Genomic DNA, 18034 nt, shown 5'->3' with positions numbered 1-18034 from the left:
CTGGATCAGCCGTAGGCGCGGCGATGTTCGCGATGCGGCGGATAGTAGGCGAACACGTGGCTGTGGCTGCCGTAGAAGTCCATGTCCTCGATGTGTTCGCCGCCGAGCCGCTCGGCGACCCGGTCGGAGGCCTCGTTGCCGATCCGCACCAGGCTGATCACGCGCGGGGCGTGCAACTGGTTCCAGGCGAAATCGAGCACGGCGTTGCCCGCCTCGGTGGCGTAGCCGTGGTGGCGGTGCTCGGGCTTGAGCATCCAGCCCATTTCCAGGTCCGGCCAGCCGTCGGGATACATCAGGCCGGCGCGGCCGATGAACTCGCCGGTGGACTTGAGCTCCAGCGCCCACATGCCGAAGCCGCGCAGTTGCCAATGGCCCAGCAGCATCGCCAGCGAGCGCCAGGCATTGGTGCGGTCCAGCGGTTCGCCGTCGCCGATCCAGCGCGTGCTGTCCGGGTCGGCCAGCATCGCGGCGTAGTCGTCGAAATGGCGCTCGGTGAGCGCGGTGAGGCGCAGGCGCGCCGTTTCAAGGGTCGGGATATCGAACATCACGCTCAGCGGTGGGCGGCAGCCAGCAGTTCGGCCAGTACACGGGTGCTGTCGGCGAGGCTCTCCTGCCAGGTCAACCCGGTAATTGTCTCACCTGTGACCGAATCGACAAAATCCTCGGCCTGGCCGGGGGGCAGCAGGTGCCGGTAGTCCACCGTGATCTCGCTGCCGGCGGGCAGTTCGGCCAGCGCGAACACGAAACCCAGGTGCCACAGCCCGTTCGGCGTGAAGCTGTGGTTGATGTAGCACTCGTCCGGCCAGTCCGGCGACAGCGTGTAGTGATCCTCGAACCAGCGTGCGCTGGCGTGGAACTGCGCGCGGAGCTCAGGTGAGGCCATGATGTCGGCGTAGCGGAAGGTCTGCTCGATGCCATCCGGCGCGGTGATGATGCGCCCCGCCGCCACGGCTTCGTCGAGGAACAGGCCGTTGCCCGCACCGTGGATGGCAGAGGCGGCGATGTGGTAACGCGGCAGGATCATGGCGGCACGGCGACGGATTGGGCGCGCGAGTGTAGCGCAAGCGGCGCGGCCTGCCGTGGGTCGCGCCGCCCGGCTCCCGGCCGGCGGGAACCTTGGGCCGTGGCCTACTCCTCGGCGGCGGTCTCGGCCATGGCGGCCTTCTTGCTCCGCTGCGCTTTCTTGGCGGGGGCGTCCGCTCCGGTGGTGGCCGCGGCGGCGGAGCCATCGTCGGCGAGCAGGATGGCGGCGCGGTTGCGCTCGATGGTGGCCTTGCCGATGCCCTTGACGTGCTTGAGGTCGTCGGCCTTCTTGAATGGGCCGTGGGCTTCGCGCCAGGCCACGATGGCCTCGGCCTTGGCCTGGCCGATGCCGTCCAGCGACTTGGCGATGGCGACCGCGTCGGCCTGGTTGATGTTGACCGGCGTGGCGGCCAGCAGCAGCCCGGGCAGGGCGAGGGCGAGCGCGAGGGTGGCAGCGACGAGTTTGTTGAACATGGCTTTTCTCCTTGGGCGATGGTGGTGGCGGCGTCCCGGGGCCGCCGGCGCACTATGGCGCCGCGGCGCCGGGACGCGCAGTGGGAGGCGCCAAGGGCCAGGCGTACGCGGTGGGAGCTTTCGCCTGTGGGCAGCTTCCGCTCGTGTGTCGGTGCACCGGAAGCGCGCTGTTACAATGCCGCTCTTGTCCGCCTGATGGAGTGAGCCATGGATACCGCCCGCCTTTCCCGCTACGTCAGCGGCCTGTGGGACGACGAGATCGTGCCGCAGCTGGTCGAATACATCCGCATTCCCAACAAGTCGCCGATGTTCGACAAGGACTGGGTGGCGCACGGCTACATGGATGCGGCGGTCAGGCTGATGGAAACCTGGGCGCGCTCCAAGCTGAGCCAGCTGCCGGGCGCCACGCTGGAAGTGGTGCGGCTGGAAGGGCGCACGCCGCTCATCTATATCGAGGTGCCGGGCCAGGGCGACGACACCGTCATGCTGTACGGCCACCTGGACAAGCAGCCGGAGATGACCGGCTGGGCCGACGGCCTGGGCCCGTGGACGCCGGTGCTCAAGGGCGACAAGCTGTACGGCCGCGGCGGCGCCGACGACGGTTATGCGATCTTCGGCTCGCTGGCGGCCTTGCTGGCGCTGCATGAGCAGGGCGTCCCGCATGCGCGCTGCGTGGTGATGATCGAGGCTTGCGAGGAATCGGGCAGCTACGACCTGCCGTTCTACGTCGACCACCTGGCCGCGCGCATCGGCAGTCCGTCGCTAGTGGTGTGCCTGGATTCGGGCTGCGGCAACTACGACCAGCTGTGGCTGACCACGTCCTTGCGCGGCATGACCGGCGGCAACCTCAGCGTGCAGGTGCTGGAAGAGGGCGTGCATTCGGGCGACGCGTCCGGCGTGGTGCCGTCGAGCTTCCGCATCCTGCGCGAGCTGCTGTCGCGGCTGGAGGATCCGGAAACCGGCACGATCAAGCCGAAGGAGCTGTACGTCGAGATCCCGCCGCAGCGCATCGAGCAGGCGAAGCTCTCGGCCGAGGTGCTGGGCGAGGACATCTACAGCAAGTTCCCCTGGGCCGAGGGCATGCAGCCGGTCACGAAAGACCTGGCCGAGCTGGTGCTCAACCGCACCTGGCGCCCGCAGCTGGCGGTCACCGGCATCGGCGGCATCCCGCCGCTGGAAAGCGCCGGCAACGTGCTGCGCCCGTTCACCGCGGTGAAGCTGAGCCTGCGCGTGCCGCCCACGCTGAACGGCGCCAAGGCCGGCGAGTTCGTCAAGCAATTGCTGGAGAACGACCCGCCGTATGGCGCCAAGGTCAGCTTCACGCTGGAGAAGGACGGCTCGGGCTGGAACGCGCCGGCGCTGTCGCCGTGGCTGGAGCGGGCGGTGGCCGACGCGTCGCAGAACTATTTCGGCGCACCGGTCGCCTGCATGGGCGAGGGCGGCAGCATTCCGTTCATGGGCATGTTGGGCGAGAAATTCCCCCAGGCGCAGTTCCTGATCACCGGCGTGCTCGGCCCGCATTCCAACGCGCACGGCCCGAACGAGTTCCTGCACATCCCCACCGGCAAGAAGGTCAGCATGGTGGTGGCCGAAGTGGTGGCGAAGCACTTCAAGCAAGGCTGAGGGCGAGGAGTGAGTAGTGAAGAGTGAGAGATAGCCGCCCGCTCCTCTCACTCCTCACTCCTTAGTTTCTCACTCCTTAGTTTTCCGCGCGGAGTCCGCAAGATGACCACCCTCTCCCACCTCGCCGCCAACTGGTCCGACATCCGCCGCCGGGTGGACGAGGCCTGCCGTGCCGCCGGCCGCGACCCGGCCGGGGTAGCCATCCTGCCGGTCAGCAAGACCTTCGGCCCGGAGCTGATCCGCGAGGGTGTGGCGCTGGGCATGCGCCGCTTCGGCGAGAACAAGGTGCAGGAGATCCGCGACAAGGCACCGCTGTTGGCCGACTGCGGCATCGCCTGGGTGATGATCGGCCACCTGCAGACCAACAAGGCGAAGGACGTGGCGCGGCTGGTCAGCGAGGTGCAGTCGCTGGACCGGCTGGAACTGGCCGAGGCGCTGGATCGCCGCCTGCAGCACGAGGGTCGCGCGATCGACGTGCTGGTGCAGGTGAAGACCTCCACCGAGCCCAGCAAATACGGACTGCCGCCTGAACAGCTGGCCAGCTTCCTGGACACCCTGCGCGGCTACGCCACCTTGCGCGTGCGCGGCCTGATGACCCTGGCGATCCACTCCACCGACCCGGTCGAAGTGCGCGGCTGCTTCCGCCGGCTGCGCGAACTGCGCGACCGGGCCATCGCGCAAGGCCATGACATCCCGCGGCTTTCCATGGGCATGAGCGGCGACTTTCCGCTCGCGATCGCGGAAGGGGCGACCGAGGTGCGGATCGGTACGGCGATCTTCGGCAGCCGGCCGTATCCGGACGCGTATTACTGGCCGGAACCGACAGCGAAGCCGTAATTCAAGATGAATCAATGGCTTGGACGGAGTGTGCGCGGTGTCGCCGTTTTTTGAAACGACAGGGTTCAGTTAACCTCGATCCAACATCTGGGCGTCCCCTTCTTGTTAAGTTGACCACTTCGTCACGTCGTCGGCTTCTGTCGGGCGGCCAATCCTGTGAACAACAAGGGATTTTTCCCGGCATGCCCATCAAGCCACTGACCGCCGCCGCCGCGCTCGTCTTCGTGTTGCTGGCATCCGGCCCGCTTCAAGCCAAGAGCCTCCCCGCTTCACCCGCCGCCGGCAGCACGCCGGCCGCCACCCTCGATTCGCCCCTGCCGGTCCAGCTGCCGATCCTCGACCCGGCGACCGCGCTGGCGCGGTCGGTGCTCCCGGACGCCGCCTCGCTGCAGGCGCCGGCACAGCCGCTAGCCGATGCCGCGGACGAGCAGGACGCCGCCACGGCGGCGGCCAGCGCGAACATCACCGACCTGCGCAAGTCGCTGATCGCGATGGCGATGAAGCTGCGCGACACGCGCTACGTGCGGGGCGGTCGCGACCCGTCCACCGGTTTCGATTGCAGCGGCTTCGTCCGCTACGTGTTTGCCCACGCGGTCGGCATGCAGCTGCCGCGCAACTCCGCGTCGCAGTTCCTGGCCGGGCTCAAGGTCAATCGTGCCGACATGCAGCCGGGCGACCTGGTGTTCTTCCGCACGCATGGCAAGCGGCGCATTTCGCACGTGGGCATCTACATCTCGAATGGTCGCTTCATCCACTCGCCGGCCAGCGGCAAGTCGGTGGAGATCTCCAGCCTCAACGAGGGGTACTGGGCCAAGCGCTTCGCCGGCGCCAAGCGCCCGGAAGCGATGGCGCAGGTGGTCGACAAGGGCTGAACCTTGCCGGCGCCGGTGCCTCGCCAGGCCGCCGCAAGGCGGCTTTTTGCTGACCGCGGCGGATGAACCATCGCCGCCGGGCGCGGTCTGCCGGCGGTTGCGCCGTTATTATGCTGCTCCCTGATTCCACGGAAACCGCCCGATGCCTCTGGACCTGCCGCCTGTCACCCGCAACCTGCTGATTGCCAACGTGGCGGTGTTCTTCCTGCAGTTCGTGGCGGGCCAGTTCCTGCTGCTGCACTTCGCGCTGTGGCCGCTCGGCTCCGGCCTGTTCGAGGTATGGCAGATCGTCACCAGCGCGTTCATGCATGGCGGCGTCACCCACATCATGTTCAACATGCTCGCGCTGTACATGTTCGGCGGCACCATCGAGCGCACCTTTGGCGCGCGCGAGTTCACCGTCTACTACTTCGTCTGCGCGATCGTCGCCTCGCTGCTGCAGCTGGCGGTGCTGTGGTTCTTCCCACCGGCCCAGTACGGCCCCACGCTGGGTGCGTCCGGCGCGATCTTCGGCCTGCTGCTGGCGTTCGGCATGCTGTATCCGCACGAGAAGGTCATGCTGATCTTCCTGCCGATCCCGATGCCGGCGTGGTTGTTCGTGATCCTCTACGCCGCCGCCGAGCTGACCATGGGCGTGACCGGGATCGAGCCGGGCGTGGCCCACTTCGCCCATCTCGGCGGCATGCTCGGCGGCCTGGTGCTGATCCAGTACTGGCGCGGGCGGCTGCCGTGGAAACCGAGGCGCCGCCTGCTACGCTGAGCGCTTCCACGCCACGAATGCACCCATGACCCAGACCCTGCAGCGCCAGCTTACCCCGCGCCACATCACCTTCATGGCACTGGGCATGTGCATCGGCGCCGGTCTGTTCCTCGGCTCGGCCAGCACCATCCAGCTGGCCGGGCCGTCGCTGCTGTTCGCCTACCTGTTCGGCGGCACGATGATCTTCATCATCATGCGCGCGCTGGGCGAGATGGCCGCGCACGAGCCGATCGCCGGCTCGTTCAGCGCCTACGCGCACAAGTACCTCGGCCCGTTCGCCGGCTACCTCACCGGCTGGAACTACTGGATCCTGATGATGGGCGTGGGCATCGCCGAGAGCACGGCGGTCGGCATCTACATGAAGGCGTGGTTTCCGGCATCGCCGCAGTGGATCTGGGCGTTCGCCAGCGTGGCGATGATCGGCGGCCTGAACCTGATGGCGGTGAAGGTCTACGGCGAGCTGGAGTTCTGGTTCGCGCTGATCAAGGTGCTCACGGTGGTGGCGATGATCGCCGGCGGCTGCGCGATGATCTGGCTGGGCTGGGGCAATGGCGGCAAGCCGATCGGCCTCAGCAACCTGTGGACGCACGGCGGCTGGTTCCCGAACGGCATCACCGGCATGGTGCTGGCGTTGCCGGTGCTGGTGTTCTCCTTCGGCGGCATCGAGACGATCGGTATGGCTGCCGCCGAGGCGGCGCAGCCGGAGCGCACCATTCCGCGTGCGGTGAACTCGGTGATCTGGCGCATCCTGATCTTCTACATCGGCTCGCTGTTCGTGATCATGGCGATCTACCCGTGGAACGCGCTGGGCACGCAGGGCAGTCCGTTCGTCACCACGTTCGCCAGGCTGGGCATTCCGCAGGCGGCGGGGCTGATCAACTTCGTGGTGATCACCGCGGCGCTGTCCAGCTTCAACTCAACGATGTTCAGCGGCAGCCGCATGCTGCACAGCCTGGCCACGAAGGGGCAGGCGCCGATGGCGATGGGGCGGCTGAGTGCGCAGGGCGTGCCGGTGCGCGGGGTGCTGGTGACGCTGGTGTTCCTGCTGTTCGGCGTACTGATGAACTACCTGGTGCCGGGGCGCATCTTCGGCATGATGATGTCGATCCTCGCCTTCAACACGGTGTGGACTTGGGGCATGGTGCTGGTGGCGCACTGGCGCTTCCGCCGCCAGCAGCCGGTGCCGCTGGCCTTCCGGTTGCGCTGGTTTCCGCTGAGCAGCGTGGTCTGCCTGGCGTTTCTGGCGTTCGTGCTGGTGATGCTCGGCTACAGCGCGGACACCCGCGTGGCGCTGTACGTGGGCGTGATCTGGCTGGCGCTGCTGACGGTGGGCTACCGCGTGGGCGGCATCGAGCAGCGCATGCGCATGGCGTCGGCTTGAGCTGAGGGGTGCCGCGGCCTTCTCCGCACACCGGGGCGGGGTGGGCCTCAGCGCAACGCCAGGAAGTCCGCGCTGACCACGAAACGCACCGCATCCAGCCGCAGCCGCGATTGCGGCAGCGCGGCCAGCAGGGCGGCGCGCTCGGCGGCGATGGCGGCGATCTCCGCTTCGCTGACCGACGGGTTCACCGCACGCAGCGCCAGCAGGCGCGAGAGCTCGGCGTCCAGCGCCGCGGTGGCCAGCGCCACCGCCTCGTCGATGCGCGTCTGGCCGCGCGTGCCGGCCAGCGCCTCGGCGCGCTCCAGCATCGGCGGCACCAGCTTGGCCAGGAACTTGCGGTAGCGCGGTACCTCGATGTTGCGGTCGCCGGCCTTGCGCAGCGCGACCTCGCTGGGTGCGAAGTCGGCGCGCTCGGCCAGCCGGGTGTCGACGGTGACCGCGATCGGCAGCACCGGCAGGAAACGTTCGGCGTCGAGTTTCCGCTCGGCCACGCATTCGAGCAGGAACACCGCCTGCAGCAGCGCGGTGCGCGGCGGCAGCACGTCGTCGACCATGAAGGCGGCGTTGCCCTGTTCGCCCGACAGCGCCAGGTCCAGCGCGCCGGCGACCAGCGGGTGGTCCAGCCGCAGCAGCGGCAGTTCCTCGCGCGCCAGCGCCACCTCGCGCGCGAAGGTCACCGACTGCGGACCCTCGGCGAAGCCGGGCAGGGCGTCGGTGGACAGGTATTGCGGGTCGAGCAGCAGCACCTGGCCGCCGAGTTCCTCGGCGTGGATGCCGAACGCCTCCAGCAGGCGCTGCACGAAGGCATCGCGGCCGGGGTCGCGGTCTTCGCGGGCGAACGCCTGCTGCAGCTCGTCGGCGTGCAGGTCGCGGCTGGCGGCCAGCTCCAGCAGGCGGTCGCGGCCACCGCGGATCAGCGCGGCCATCTGCTCGTGGCTGGCGCGGGTCTCGGCCAGCAGCGCGTCCAGTTCCTGGTCGCGGTTGTCGTCGCCGCGCGCATGCTCGTCGGCCAGCCGGGTCAGCGGCTCGCCGTAGCGGCGCAGCAGCTCGCGGCCGTCGGCCGGGCTCGAGCGGAACGCGTCGACGCCCTCGTCGTACCAGCGCGCCAGCACGTGCTGGGCGCTGTCGGCCACGGCCAGGATGTGGATCGCGATGTCGTGCTGCTGGCCGATGCGGTCGAGCCGGCCGATGCGCTGTTCGAGCAGGTCCGGGTCCAACGGCAGATCCCACAGCACCAGCCGGTGCGCGAACTGGAAGTTGCGCCCTTCCGAGCCGATCTCCGAGCACAGCAGCAAGCGTGCGCCGTCGGGCTGGGCGAAATACGCGGCGTTGCGGTCGCGCTGCACGATGCCGAGGCCTTCGTGGAAACGCGCCACGCCGACGCCACTCCGTGTGCGCAGCGCTTCCTCCAGCGCCAGCACCTTGGCCTGGCTGCGGCAGATCAGCAGGAACTTGTCCTGCGGGTGCGCGTCGAGCAGGGCGACCAGGGCGTCGATGCGCGGGTCGGCGGCATAGTCGACCTCGATCAGCGCAGGCGGCTGCTGGATGTCGGCGTGGAATTCGGCCAGCAGCGCCTGGCGTGCGCTGTCGTCGAGCGTCGTCATCGGCAGCAGGTGCCATTCGGGCCGGCGCTGCGGGAAGCCGCCGACGCCGGCGCGGTTGTTGCGGAACATCGCGCGGCCGGTGCCATGGCGGTCGATCAGCGCGGCCAGCAGTTCGCGCGCGTTATCCGCTTTGGTCGGGTCGGCCAGCCGGGCGGTGAGCGCCTGGTCGCCATGGAAGGCCTCGGCCAGCGCGGCGCGCTGCGCGTCGTCCAGCGGCTGGCCGTCCTGCAGGCGGTCGGCGATCTTCGACAGCGCCAGGTAGCTGTCCGCTTCGGCCAGATAGCCGTCCAGGTCGTGGTAGCGCTGTGGGTCGAGCAGGCGCAGGCGGGCGAAGTGGCCGCTGCGGCCGAGCTGTTCCGGGGTGGCGGTGAGCAGGACCACGCCGGGAATCGCCGCGGCCAGTTGCTCCACCATCGTGTAGCGCGGGCTGGCCGCTTCCGGCGACCACGCCAGGTGATGCGCCTCGTCCACCACCAGCAGGTCCCACGGCGCGTCCAGCAGCTGCCGCGCGTACTTCGGCGAACTTTCCAGGAAGCCGAAGTCGGCGATCACCAGTTGCTCGTCCTCGAACGGGTTGTCGGCGTCGCCGGATTGTTCCAGTGCTTCGCAGCGTTCCTCGTCGTAGATCGCGAAGCTGAGGTTGAAGCGGCGCAGCATCTCCACGAACCACTGATACACCAGCGTGTCGGGCAGCAGCAGCAGCACGCGCGAAGCACGACCGGCGGCGAGCTGGCGCGCGATGATCATGCCCGCCTCGATGGTCTTGCCCAGTCCGACCTCGTCGGCCAGCAGCACCCGCGGCGGGCGACGGGCAGCGGCGATGCCGGCCACGCGCAGCTGGTGCGGCACCAGTCCGATCCGCGCGGCGCCCAGCCCCCACATCGGCGAACGGCGTGCCTCGGCACGTCGCTTCAGCCCTTCCAGACGCAGCTCGAACTGCGCCACCGCGTCGGTGCGCCCGCCTATCAGGCGGTCGTCGGCCTGGCTCACGCTCTGCTCGTCGTCGAGCTGGCCCTCGTGCAGTTCGCGGCCTTCGCCGCGGTAGATCAGCAGCTCGTCCTTGATCTCGACGCGCTCGACCAGGAACGCAATGCCCTTGCCGGCGACGCGCTGGCCGGCGCGGAACTCGGCGCGCAGCAGCGGCGCCGAATCGACCGCATACGGGCGCAGCACCCCGGCCTTGGCGAACAGCACCTGTACGCCGCGTCCCTCGACGCGCAGCACGGTGCCGAGGCCTAGCTCGGGTTCGGCGGAGGAGATCCAGCGTTGACCAGGGACGAACATGGGGCGACCGTGCGGCATCAAGGGCCGCCGATTATCCGCTCCACGGCCCGCGCTGGGAACCGCCGCGGCGCGGCCGCGCGCGGTTTCGGGGTGCCGCGCGGCGGCCAGCCGTCGGCATCGGTGCCGCCTGGCCCCGGCATGCGCAGGCGACGGAAAGAAAAACGCCGCGCAGTGGCGCGGCGTTTCCGGGCTGGCGAGCTGGCCGCCACGGCGGATGCCGTGGCGGCCGCGGACTCACCAGATCTTCACTTGCTTGTCGTCGGCACGCACCATGGCGTCGCCCGGCTTGCACTGGAACGCACTGGCGAAGGTCGGCATGTTCGACGGCGCGCCCATCGCGCGGAACTTCATCGGCGAGTGCGGATCGGCGTTCAGATAGACCATCTGCGCCTTCTCGCGGATGTCGCCGCGCCACACGCGGGCCCAGTTGAGGAAGAAGCGCTGGTCCTCGCTGTAGCCCTCGATCTTCTTGCCGGCTTCGGCCGGGTTCTTCTTCAGCGCGGTCTGCAGCGCGTCATAGGCGATGTTCAGGCCGCCCAGGTCGGCGATGTTCTCGCCCAGGGTCAGCGTGCCGTTGACGTGCAGTTCGGGGTGGTCGGCCAGCGGCGCGTAGGCGTTGAACTGGTCGACCAGCTTGCCGGTGCGCGCCTCGAACTGCTTCTTGTCGGCGTCGGTCCACCAGTTGACGTTGTTGCCGTCGCCGTCGAACTGGCTGCCCTGGTCGTCGAAGCCGTGGCTGGCTTCGTGGCCGATCACCGCGCCGATGCCGCCGTAGTTGATCGCGTCGTCGGCCTTGGCGTCGAAGAACGGCGGCTGCAGGATCGCGGCCGGGAAGTTGATCGTGTTGTCGGTCGGGTTGTAGTAGGCGTTGACCGTCTGCGGGGTCATGCCCCATTCCTTGCGGTCGGTCGGCTTGCCGATCTTGGCGATGTCGTACTCGTAGTTGAACTTGCTGGCCGCCTGCATGTTGGCGTAGTAGCCGTCCTTGCTGATGCTCAGGCCGTCCCAGCTGCGCCAGGTTTCCGGGTAGCCGATCTTGGGCAGGAACTTGGACCACTTGTCCAGCGCCTTGGCCTTGGTCTCCTCGCTCATCCAGTCCAGGTTCTGGATGCGCGTCTTCAGCGCGTCGCGCACGTTGGTGACCAGCTCTTCCGCGCGGGCCTTGGCCTCGGGGGTGAAGTACTTGGCCACGTAAAGCTGGCCCAGCGCCTGGCCCATCGCGCCGTTGACCGCGTTCAGCGAACGCTTCCACTGCGGCTGCTGTTCCGGCTGGCCGCGCAGGGTCTTGCCGTAGAAATCGAACTGCGCGTCCACGAACGGCTCGGACAGGGCGGTGGCGGCGTTGGAGATGGTGTGCGCCTTCAGGTAGGCCTTCCATTCGTCCATCGGCGCGCTGGCGACCAGCTTGTCGAACTCGGCGAAGAACTTCGGCTGCGACAGCGAGAAGCCCTTCTCGACGGTGACGCCCTGCCCAGTGAAGAACGCATTCCAGTCGAAGTGCGGGGTGACCTTGTTCGCCTCGGCGACGGTCGCGAAGTGGTACTGGTTCTCCGGCTTGCGCATTTCCACCCGCGGGATGGAGTGCTGCGCCAGGTCGGTCTCGAACTTCATCGCCAGCGCGGCCTGCTTGCTTGCGTCGGCGGCGCTGCTGCCGGTCATCTCGAACAGCTTGGCCAGGTACTTGACGTAGCTGTCGCGGATGTCCTTGTACTTCGCGTCGGTGTAGTAATCGGTGGTGGGCAGGCCCAGCCCGCTCTGCTCGGTGTAGGCGATCTGCACCTTGGCGTCCTTGTAGTCGGCGCCCGAGCCGAAGGCGAACACCGCGCCGTCACCCTTGGCGAAGGACTGGCTCAGCCATGCCGGCAGGTCCTTGTTCGACTTCAGCGCGTCGATGCCGGCGAGGTCGGCCTTGATCGGATCGAAGCCGGCCTTGTTGCGCGCGTCCATGTCCATGCTGGCGTGGTACAGCCAGCCGATCTTCTGCTCGATCGAACCGGCCTTGGCGCTGTCGGCGTTCTTTACCGCGTCGTCCACCAGCTGGTGCTGGTCGGCCAGGCTCTTCTCGTGCAGCAGGCTGAAGGCGCCCCACACGGTCTGGTCGGCCGGGATCGGGTTGGCCTTGACCCACTTGGCGTTGACGAAGCCGTTGAAGTCCTGGCACGCCTGCGCGCCGTCGCCCAGCTCGCTGACGTCGAAGATGCTCTTGCCGAGGTCGGCGGCGGCGGTGGTGCCGGCGGCGGCCGGCGCGGTGCTGGCCGGAGCCGGCGCGTTGCTGGCTGCCTCGTGCTTGCCGCAGGCGGTCAACGCCAGGCTGACGGCCAGCGCCAGCGCCAGCGGCTTCAGAAACTGCTTGGTCATGGATATCCCTCTGTGAATGGTGGGTGGTGTCATCAGGCCGCGTCGTCGGGTCCCCCTCGCAACGCGGACGTGGCCGTTCACGCTAGGTCAAACGTCATGGGTGGCACAGTGTCAAAGGTCAGGGTTGCGACGGGCTGGGAGCGGGTGCCGAGGGCGCCAGTTGCCGCCACGCCGCGGCGTCCAGCCGCAGCACCGGGTAGGCGCCCACGTTCTGCGCGGCGTACCACGGCGAGCGCTCGAAGAAGTACATCAGCCGGGCGCGGCTGTCGGCGGCGAAGGCGGGGTCGTCGTGCAGCTTCTGCGCGAACGCGGCCTTGAGCGCTGGGTTCCGCGCCAGCATGTCGCGCGCCAGCTGTTCGACCACGCGCGGCTCGCCGTATTCCTTGGCCTCGAACACCGCGTCCAGAAAGCCCCAGCGCAACAGCGAGTCCGGCGCCTGCGGCTCCAGCAGCTCGATCGCCACGTTCGCCGCGCGCTGGTCCAGCGGCACGATCGCCGAGCCGGCCGGCAGGGTCACCTCGCGCGGCACCGCGCGCAGGCGGAAGTCGCGCAGCATCAGGTGGCCCTCGAACGGCTTGCTCGCCCACACCGGATCGTCCAGCTGGTAGCCCTCGGCGCGGATCGTCAGCGGGCGCTCGGTACGGCGGTAGGCGATGCCGTGCGCGTCGAGCCGGTCGATGATCGTCGTCCACTGCGCCGGCACCGCATAGGCGGCCGGCGGCGCGATCGAGACGTCCGGCAGCAGGCCGTTCCAGTTGTCGATGGTGTAGCGCTTCGGCGTGCGCGGGTCGTAGCGGATCCACTCGCTGCCGGAAATGTCGCTGTGGCTCAGCGTGAAGGCGTAACCCTTCAGCTCGAACCTCGTCGGTTGCGGATCGGGCTCGAAACTCAGCGCCACCCTCGCGTTCGCGTCATGGGCGCGGGCGATGGTGGCGGCATCCGCCTGTGCGGTGGCGGCGAGTAGGGCGGCCGGGTGCGCGCCGACCTGTTCCAGCAGCAGCTCGACCAGGTCGTACACCGCGCGCACGCGGTTCGCGTACGGTTTCAGCATGTGCGTCTCGATCAGCAGCGCGGGGCGGTTCTGCAGCGCCGCGTAGCCGGTGGAGAAGCGCGGGCCGGAACCGAAATTGATGATGCCCTTGCGTGGCTCGCGGCCGTCCTTGAACTCCAGGTAGATCGAGGCGAGGTGGCCGCGCTGCTCGTACGCCGGCATCACGTGCTTGACGATGGCGTCGCGCTGCCACGCGCTCAGCGCAGGGTCGAGCTTGTGCGGGTCCTCGGTGTACCAGGTGAGGTCGTACTGGTAGTCGGCGCCGTCGGTGGTGTGCACGTCGATCAGGAAGTCCGGCAGCCAACGCTGCCACAGCTTCAGCCACGCGCGCATTTCCGGTGCGTCGGCCTTCACGTAGTCGCGGTTGAGGTTGAGGTACTGCGCCTGGCCGCGGAAGCCCATGCGCTCCGGGCCGTTCTGGTTGATGCGGTGGTACGGCGAAGCATTCTCGTGGCCGTCCACGTTGAACACCGGGATGTAGACCAGCACCACCTGGTCGAGCAGGTGCGGGACCTTGCCGGCGACCGCGATATCGCGCAGCAGCATCAGCCCGGCGTCCTTGCCCTCGATCTCGCCGGGATGGATGCCGGCCTGCAGCAGCACCACGGGTTTGTGCGCGGCGCGTGCGGCGGCCGGATCGAAGCTGCCGCCGGCGCTGGCGATCACCACCGTCATCGGCCGGCCTTGCGGCGTGGTGCCGAAGGTCTCCAGCCGGATCACGCCCGGCGCCGCCCGCTGCAGCCGCTGCAGGTACGCGAGCGTGTCGGCGTAGCTCGGCGTGGTGCGGAACTGCGCGGCCTCGGCCGGGGTGGTCCAGTCGGTCGCGCCCGGGCCGGCCGCGTGCGCGGACAGGGCCGCGACTCCAAGCAAGGTGCACCACAGGACGCGGCGCAGGCTCATGCGTGATCCCCGCCATCGTCGCGGTGCGGCAGCGCAGGCGAAGCGGGCAACGTGTCCGGCGCCACCGCGCCGCCGGAGATGATGAATGCCATCGCCTGGTCCATGGTCCAGTCGGTCGGCGTGAGCTCGTCCAGCGGCACCACTTCCAGGTAACCGCCGGTAGGGTTCGGCGTGGTCGGGATGAACACCGCCGCCATCTCGCGGCCGCTGCCCTCCTCGATCATCACCCGGGTGACGAAGCCGACCACCTTCATGCCGCGGCGGGGGAACTCCACCAGCACCACGCGCTGCACGCCGGACGGCTTGTTCTGCAGTACCGCCATCAGCTTCTTGGTACCGCCGTAAATCGTCTGCACCAGCGGAATGCGCGCCAGCAGGGCGTCGAAGGCATTGAGGAAACGCTGGCCGATCACCCGGTTCGCCACGAAGCCGAGCAGGTACAGCGCGACCAGGGTGATCAGCAGCGCCAGGATGAAAACCAGCCATTCCACCTTGAGCGATTCCGCCGTATGCGGCGCCACCAGCGCCAGGCCGTTCAGCAGTGCGGCGACCAGCGGCGCGCCGATCCCGGCCAGCAGCCCCAGCACGAACTTGAACACCAGCCAGGTCACCCACAGCGGCAGGAAGGTGAGCAGGCCGGTCAGCAGGTAGCGTTTGAAGCGCAGGCGGGGCATGGGGGTCCGGGGCGTGGGGGTTTCCCGGCATTGTAGGCCAGGCCTGCGGCGGGCTGTTTCCTCTACTTCCCGGCTGGCCTGAAAAGAGGGCGGGTGAAGCGCGGAAGCACGACAACACTTGTGTTGTGCGCAACACGAATGTTGTTATGCTGCGTGCGTGCCGACAAGGAAGAGGCCGATGAAGTACAGCGAGTTCCAGCGGTGGCTCAGGCAGCAGGGAGTGAGCTTCGAGCCCGGCAAGGGCAGCCACCAGCTGGCGCGCTACAGAGGCCGGACTTCCGTCTTTCCCTTCCACGGATCGAAAGAGATGCCCGAGCCGCTGCGCAAGAAGATCCTGAAGGACCTGGGTCTTTGAGTATTCGCGACACCACAGGATCAGGAGCCACGATGAAATACCCCGTCAAGCTGACCCGTGCCGATAGCGTGGTGATGGTGACCTGCCCGGACCTGCCGGAGTTTTCCAGCGTCGGCGACACCGAGGGCGAGGCTCTGCGCGAAGCCGTCGACGGTATCGAAACCACGCTGCAGGCGTACATGCAGGACCGGCGTGACATTCCGCCGCCGGGCGCGCGCAAGCGCGGCCAGCGGCTGGTGGAGCTGCCGCCGCTGGCGGTGGCCAAGCTCGGTCTGTACCGGGCCATGCGCGAACAGGGGTTGCGCAAGGCTGACCTGGCCCGCCGGCTCGACGTGCATCTGCCCCAGGTCGACCGCCTGCTCGACCTGCGCCACAGCTCGAAGCTGGAACAGGTGGAGGCGGCGCTCAACGCGTTGGGCTACCGGATCGAACTGGCGGTGCTGGCGGCGTAGGGCGGTGCCGCCCGCCGGCCTTTGCGCTGCGGTGTCGTGCCCGGAGCGGCGGATTGCCGCTCACACATACCGCACCGCTTCCCGCAAACGCGCCGTCGGTGTCGAGCTTTTCGCCCAGCATGCGCAGGTGGTTGAACTCGTGGGTGATGCTCTCGGCTGCCTGCAGCGCGGGAGAGCTTCAGAGCCAGGAGCTTTCGTCTGCCTGCGGCAGCCAAGTTACTTCTCTTTTGCTTGTCCACGTGCACGCAGGATGCGTGCGCGAACAGCGAAGCTGGCCCGAAGGGCGAAGGGCAGGATGCCCGGAGTAAAAGAGAAGTAACCAAGAGAAAACGCCCCCCGCTTGGCGCTTGCCGGGCATCGGGCAACTGCTCCTGCGTTGCCTCAACTCGGGCATCCATGCCCTCGCCATGCCCGGCAAGTTCGTGAGCCGGGGTCGGGCTTTTCGACAGCACCTCCCTGTGCTGGCGAAAAGGCATCAGCATCCTGCCGATGCCCGTTGCGCGGCCTGTTGACGCCGACTCACCGCCGCACAGGGCCCGGGTAGAGCAGCGGGCCATCCTGGCCCGCACTCGGTGTGCAACCGCTGCGCGGTGGCGAAAAGCCGGCAGCTTTTGGCTTTGGATCGATGGGCTGGTATCTGCCATCGGCCAGAAGGGACGCTGGTTGAATGAGCCTGCGCCCACCGTTGCATGCGCACGCGGCAGAGCGTTGCATCAAGCGGACCTGGAACCTGAGTCTTGAACGAAGTGCGGGACTTTCCGAACTCAAGGCAACGGAGCCAGCCCCAATTCCTTGAGAAAGGCGTTGTGGCGCTTTTTCGCCTCGTCGATCTTCGCCTCGATCGCTTCCAGATCGGCATGCACTGTCTTTAGATCGATTGCCGTCTCAGCCTCTGCAGTGCTGACATAGCGCGAGATGTTGAGGTTGTAGCCTTCCTCGGCGATCCGCTTCATCGAGACGCGCTTGGAATAGCGCTCATGCTCATCGCGGTTCTGATACGTGCTGACGATGCGAGCGATGTGCTCTTCCGTCAGCTGGTTCTGCCGCTTGCCCTTCACGAAGTGATCGGCCGCGTTGATGAACAGCACGTCGTCCGGCTTCTTGCACTTCTTCAGCACCAGGATGCAGACTGGAATGCCGGTCGAATAGAACAGGTTGGCCGGCAGGCCGATCACCGTGTCGATATGCCCATCGGTGAGCAGCTTGGTGCGGATGTCCGCCTCCTTGCCGCCGCGGAACAGCACGCCGTGCGGCAGGATGATGGCCATCACGCCGTCGTCCTTCAGGTAATGCAGGCCGTGCAGCAGGAAGGCGAAGTCGGCGGCGCTCTTCGGCGCAACACCGTGGTTCCTGAAGCGCGGGTCGTCCTTGGTCCCGTCCTTCGGCTCCCAGCGGTAGCTGAAGGGCGGGTTGGCCACCACGGCGTCGAACTTCGGCTTCTTTGCGGGATTGGTTTCACGCAACCAGTCCCAGTCATTCTTCAGCGTGTCGCCGTGCCAGATCTCGAACTCGGTGTCCTTCACCCCGTGCAGCAGCATATTCATGCGCGCGAGGTTATACGTGGTGATGTTGGATTCCTGCCCGTAGATGCGGCCGATGCGGCCGCCGGCTTCGGTCATGCGATGGCGCACGTTGAGCAGTAGCGAACCCGAGCCGCAGGCGAAATCGAACACGCTGTCCAGCTTGCGGCGCGGGCCGGTTTTCGGCTCCTGGCTGTCCAGCGTGATGATGGCCGAGAGGATGTTGGAGATCTGCTGCGGGGTGTAGAACTCGCCGGCCTTCTTGCCCGAGCCGGCCGCGAACTGGCCGATCAGGTATTCGTACGCATCGCCCAGCGTGTCGCTGTCGGTGGAGAACAGTGCCATGCCGCGGGCGATCTCGCTGATGATGGAACACAGCTTCGCATTGCGGTCGTGGTACTTGCGGCCGAGCTTGTCCGAGCCGAGATTGATCTCCGAGAACAGGCCTTGGAAGTGGCTCTGGAAGGACTCTTCCTCGATGTACTTGAAGCCACCCTGCAGCGTATCCAAAAGCGTGTCGTCCTGGGTCTTCGCCAGGTGGACGATATGGCCCCAAAGATACTTGGGCTGGATGACGTAATGCGCCTTGCGCCGCATCTGCTGCTCGAACTGTGCCACGTCCGCCTTGTTGGCCGCATACCAGACCGACAGCGGTGTCTTGCCAGCGTTGCCGATGGCGTTCGGGTCCGGGTAGTCCGATCCCAACTCCTTCCGCGCCGCCGCCTCATAGTTATCCGAGAGGTAGCGCAGGAATAGGAACGACAGCATGTAGTCGCGGAAGTCGTCCGCGTCCATCGTGCCACGCAGCTGGTCGGCGACGTTCCACAGGGTCTTGCCGAGTTGTTTCTGGTCGTTTTCAGTCATGG

Annotated in this window: 15 protein-coding genes; 7 read left to right on the top strand and 8 right to left on the bottom strand. The window is 67.7% G+C overall.

The genetic code is table 11. The annotated features are described in order from the left end of the window. Positions 1 to 5: 5 nt before the first annotated feature. From RHOOR92_RS0106705 to RHOOR92_RS0106695, 3 genes are all read right to left on the bottom strand, one after another. Positions 6 to 545 carry a GNAT family N-acetyltransferase gene (locus tag RHOOR92_RS0106705; protein ID WP_007513306.1) on the bottom strand — a complete coding sequence of 180 codons (540 nt, stop codon included), beginning with the start codon at positions 543 to 545 and terminating at the stop codon, positions 6 to 8. A gap of 5 nt (positions 546 to 550) precedes the next feature. Next, complete coding sequence (locus RHOOR92_RS0106700) at positions 551 to 1024, bottom strand: SET domain-containing protein (RefSeq protein ID WP_007513303.1); 474 nt, start codon at positions 1022 to 1024, stop codon at positions 551 to 553. Between the two features lie 104 nt (positions 1025 to 1128). Continuing rightward, the gene (locus tag RHOOR92_RS0106695; RefSeq protein ID WP_007513302.1) at positions 1129 to 1497 is read right to left on the bottom strand and encodes a helix-hairpin-helix domain-containing protein; all 369 of its coding nucleotides are present in this window, start codon (positions 1495 to 1497) and stop codon (positions 1129 to 1131) included. 207 nt (positions 1498 to 1704) lie between these two features. Here RHOOR92_RS0106695 and RHOOR92_RS0106690 point away from each other — a divergent pair, with 207 nt between their 5' ends. The 5 genes from RHOOR92_RS0106690 (at position 1705) to RHOOR92_RS0106670 (ending at position 6970) form a co-directional block, all read left to right on the top strand. Continuing rightward, on the top strand, positions 1705 to 3120 hold the full coding sequence (locus tag RHOOR92_RS0106690; RefSeq protein WP_027489904.1) for a M20 family metallopeptidase: 1416 nt from the start codon (positions 1705 to 1707) through the stop codon (positions 3118 to 3120). Positions 3121 to 3222: 102 nt separating this feature from the next. After that, entirely contained in the window at positions 3223 to 3957 is a 735-nt protein-coding gene (locus RHOOR92_RS0106685; protein WP_027489903.1) for a YggS family pyridoxal phosphate-dependent enzyme, read from the top strand. 182 nt (positions 3958 to 4139) lie between these two features. Next, on the top strand, positions 4140 to 4829 hold the full coding sequence (locus RHOOR92_RS0106680) for a C40 family peptidase (protein ID WP_027489902.1): 690 nt from the start codon (positions 4140 to 4142) through the stop codon (positions 4827 to 4829). Positions 4830 to 4971: 142 nt separating this feature from the next. Beyond that, positions 4972 to 5589, top strand: coding sequence for a rhomboid family intramembrane serine protease (locus RHOOR92_RS0106675; protein ID WP_007513294.1), 618 nt, complete (start codon positions 4972 to 4974; stop codon positions 5587 to 5589). 25 nt (positions 5590 to 5614) lie between these two features. Next, entirely contained in the window at positions 5615 to 6970 is a 1356-nt protein-coding gene (locus tag RHOOR92_RS0106670) for an amino acid permease (RefSeq protein WP_015447150.1), read from the top strand. Between the two features lie 47 nt (positions 6971 to 7017). On the opposite strand, the gene rapA is transcribed toward RHOOR92_RS0106670, so the two are convergent. The 4 genes from rapA to RHOOR92_RS18590 all read right to left on the bottom strand — a co-directional run bounded on the left by rapA (position 7018) and on the right by RHOOR92_RS18590 (position 14841). Next, on the bottom strand, positions 7018 to 9858 hold the full coding sequence (rapA, locus tag RHOOR92_RS0106665) for an RNA polymerase-associated protein RapA (RefSeq protein WP_027489901.1): 2841 nt from the start codon (positions 9856 to 9858) through the stop codon (positions 7018 to 7020). A gap of 234 nt (positions 9859 to 10092) precedes the next feature. Continuing rightward, positions 10093 to 12216: a M13-type metalloendopeptidase gene (locus RHOOR92_RS0106660; protein WP_027489900.1), complete on the bottom strand. Its 2124-nt coding sequence runs from the start codon at positions 12214 to 12216 to the stop codon at positions 10093 to 10095. A gap of 118 nt (positions 12217 to 12334) precedes the next feature. Beyond that, the gene (locus RHOOR92_RS0106655; protein WP_037115014.1) at positions 12335 to 14167 is read right to left on the bottom strand and encodes a M14 family metallopeptidase; all 1833 of its coding nucleotides are present in this window, start codon (positions 14165 to 14167) and stop codon (positions 12335 to 12337) included. Further along, entirely contained in the window at positions 14164 to 14841 is a 678-nt protein-coding gene (locus RHOOR92_RS18590) for a DUF502 domain-containing protein (RefSeq protein ID WP_037115012.1), read from the bottom strand. The genes RHOOR92_RS0106655 and RHOOR92_RS18590 overlap by 4 nt, the downstream gene beginning before the upstream one ends. Before the next feature lie 178 nt (positions 14842 to 15019). Between RHOOR92_RS18590 and RHOOR92_RS0106645 the strand changes: the two genes are divergently transcribed. Continuing rightward, positions 15020 to 15196 carry a type II toxin-antitoxin system HicA family toxin gene (locus RHOOR92_RS0106645; protein ID WP_007513282.1) on the top strand — a complete coding sequence of 59 codons (177 nt, stop codon included), beginning with the start codon at positions 15020 to 15022 and terminating at the stop codon, positions 15194 to 15196. Between the two features lie 32 nt (positions 15197 to 15228). Next, positions 15229 to 15648 (top strand): type II toxin-antitoxin system HicB family antitoxin, encoded by a 420-nt coding sequence (locus tag RHOOR92_RS0106640; protein ID WP_007513280.1) that lies wholly within the window; start codon positions 15229 to 15231, stop codon positions 15646 to 15648. Between the two features lie 764 nt (positions 15649 to 16412). Here the strand turns inward: RHOOR92_RS0106640 and RHOOR92_RS0106635 are convergent. Continuing rightward, entirely contained in the window at positions 16413 to 18032 is a 1620-nt protein-coding gene (locus tag RHOOR92_RS0106635) for a type I restriction-modification system subunit M (protein WP_027489898.1), read from the bottom strand. Positions 18033 to 18034 lie beyond the last annotated feature (2 nt).

It is taken from the genome of Rhodanobacter sp. OR92 (genome assembly GCF_000427545.1).
Classification (GTDB): Bacteria; Pseudomonadota; Gammaproteobacteria; order Xanthomonadales; family Rhodanobacteraceae; genus Rhodanobacter; species Rhodanobacter denitrificans.
This window is presented reverse-complemented; position numbering and strand designations above follow the sequence as displayed.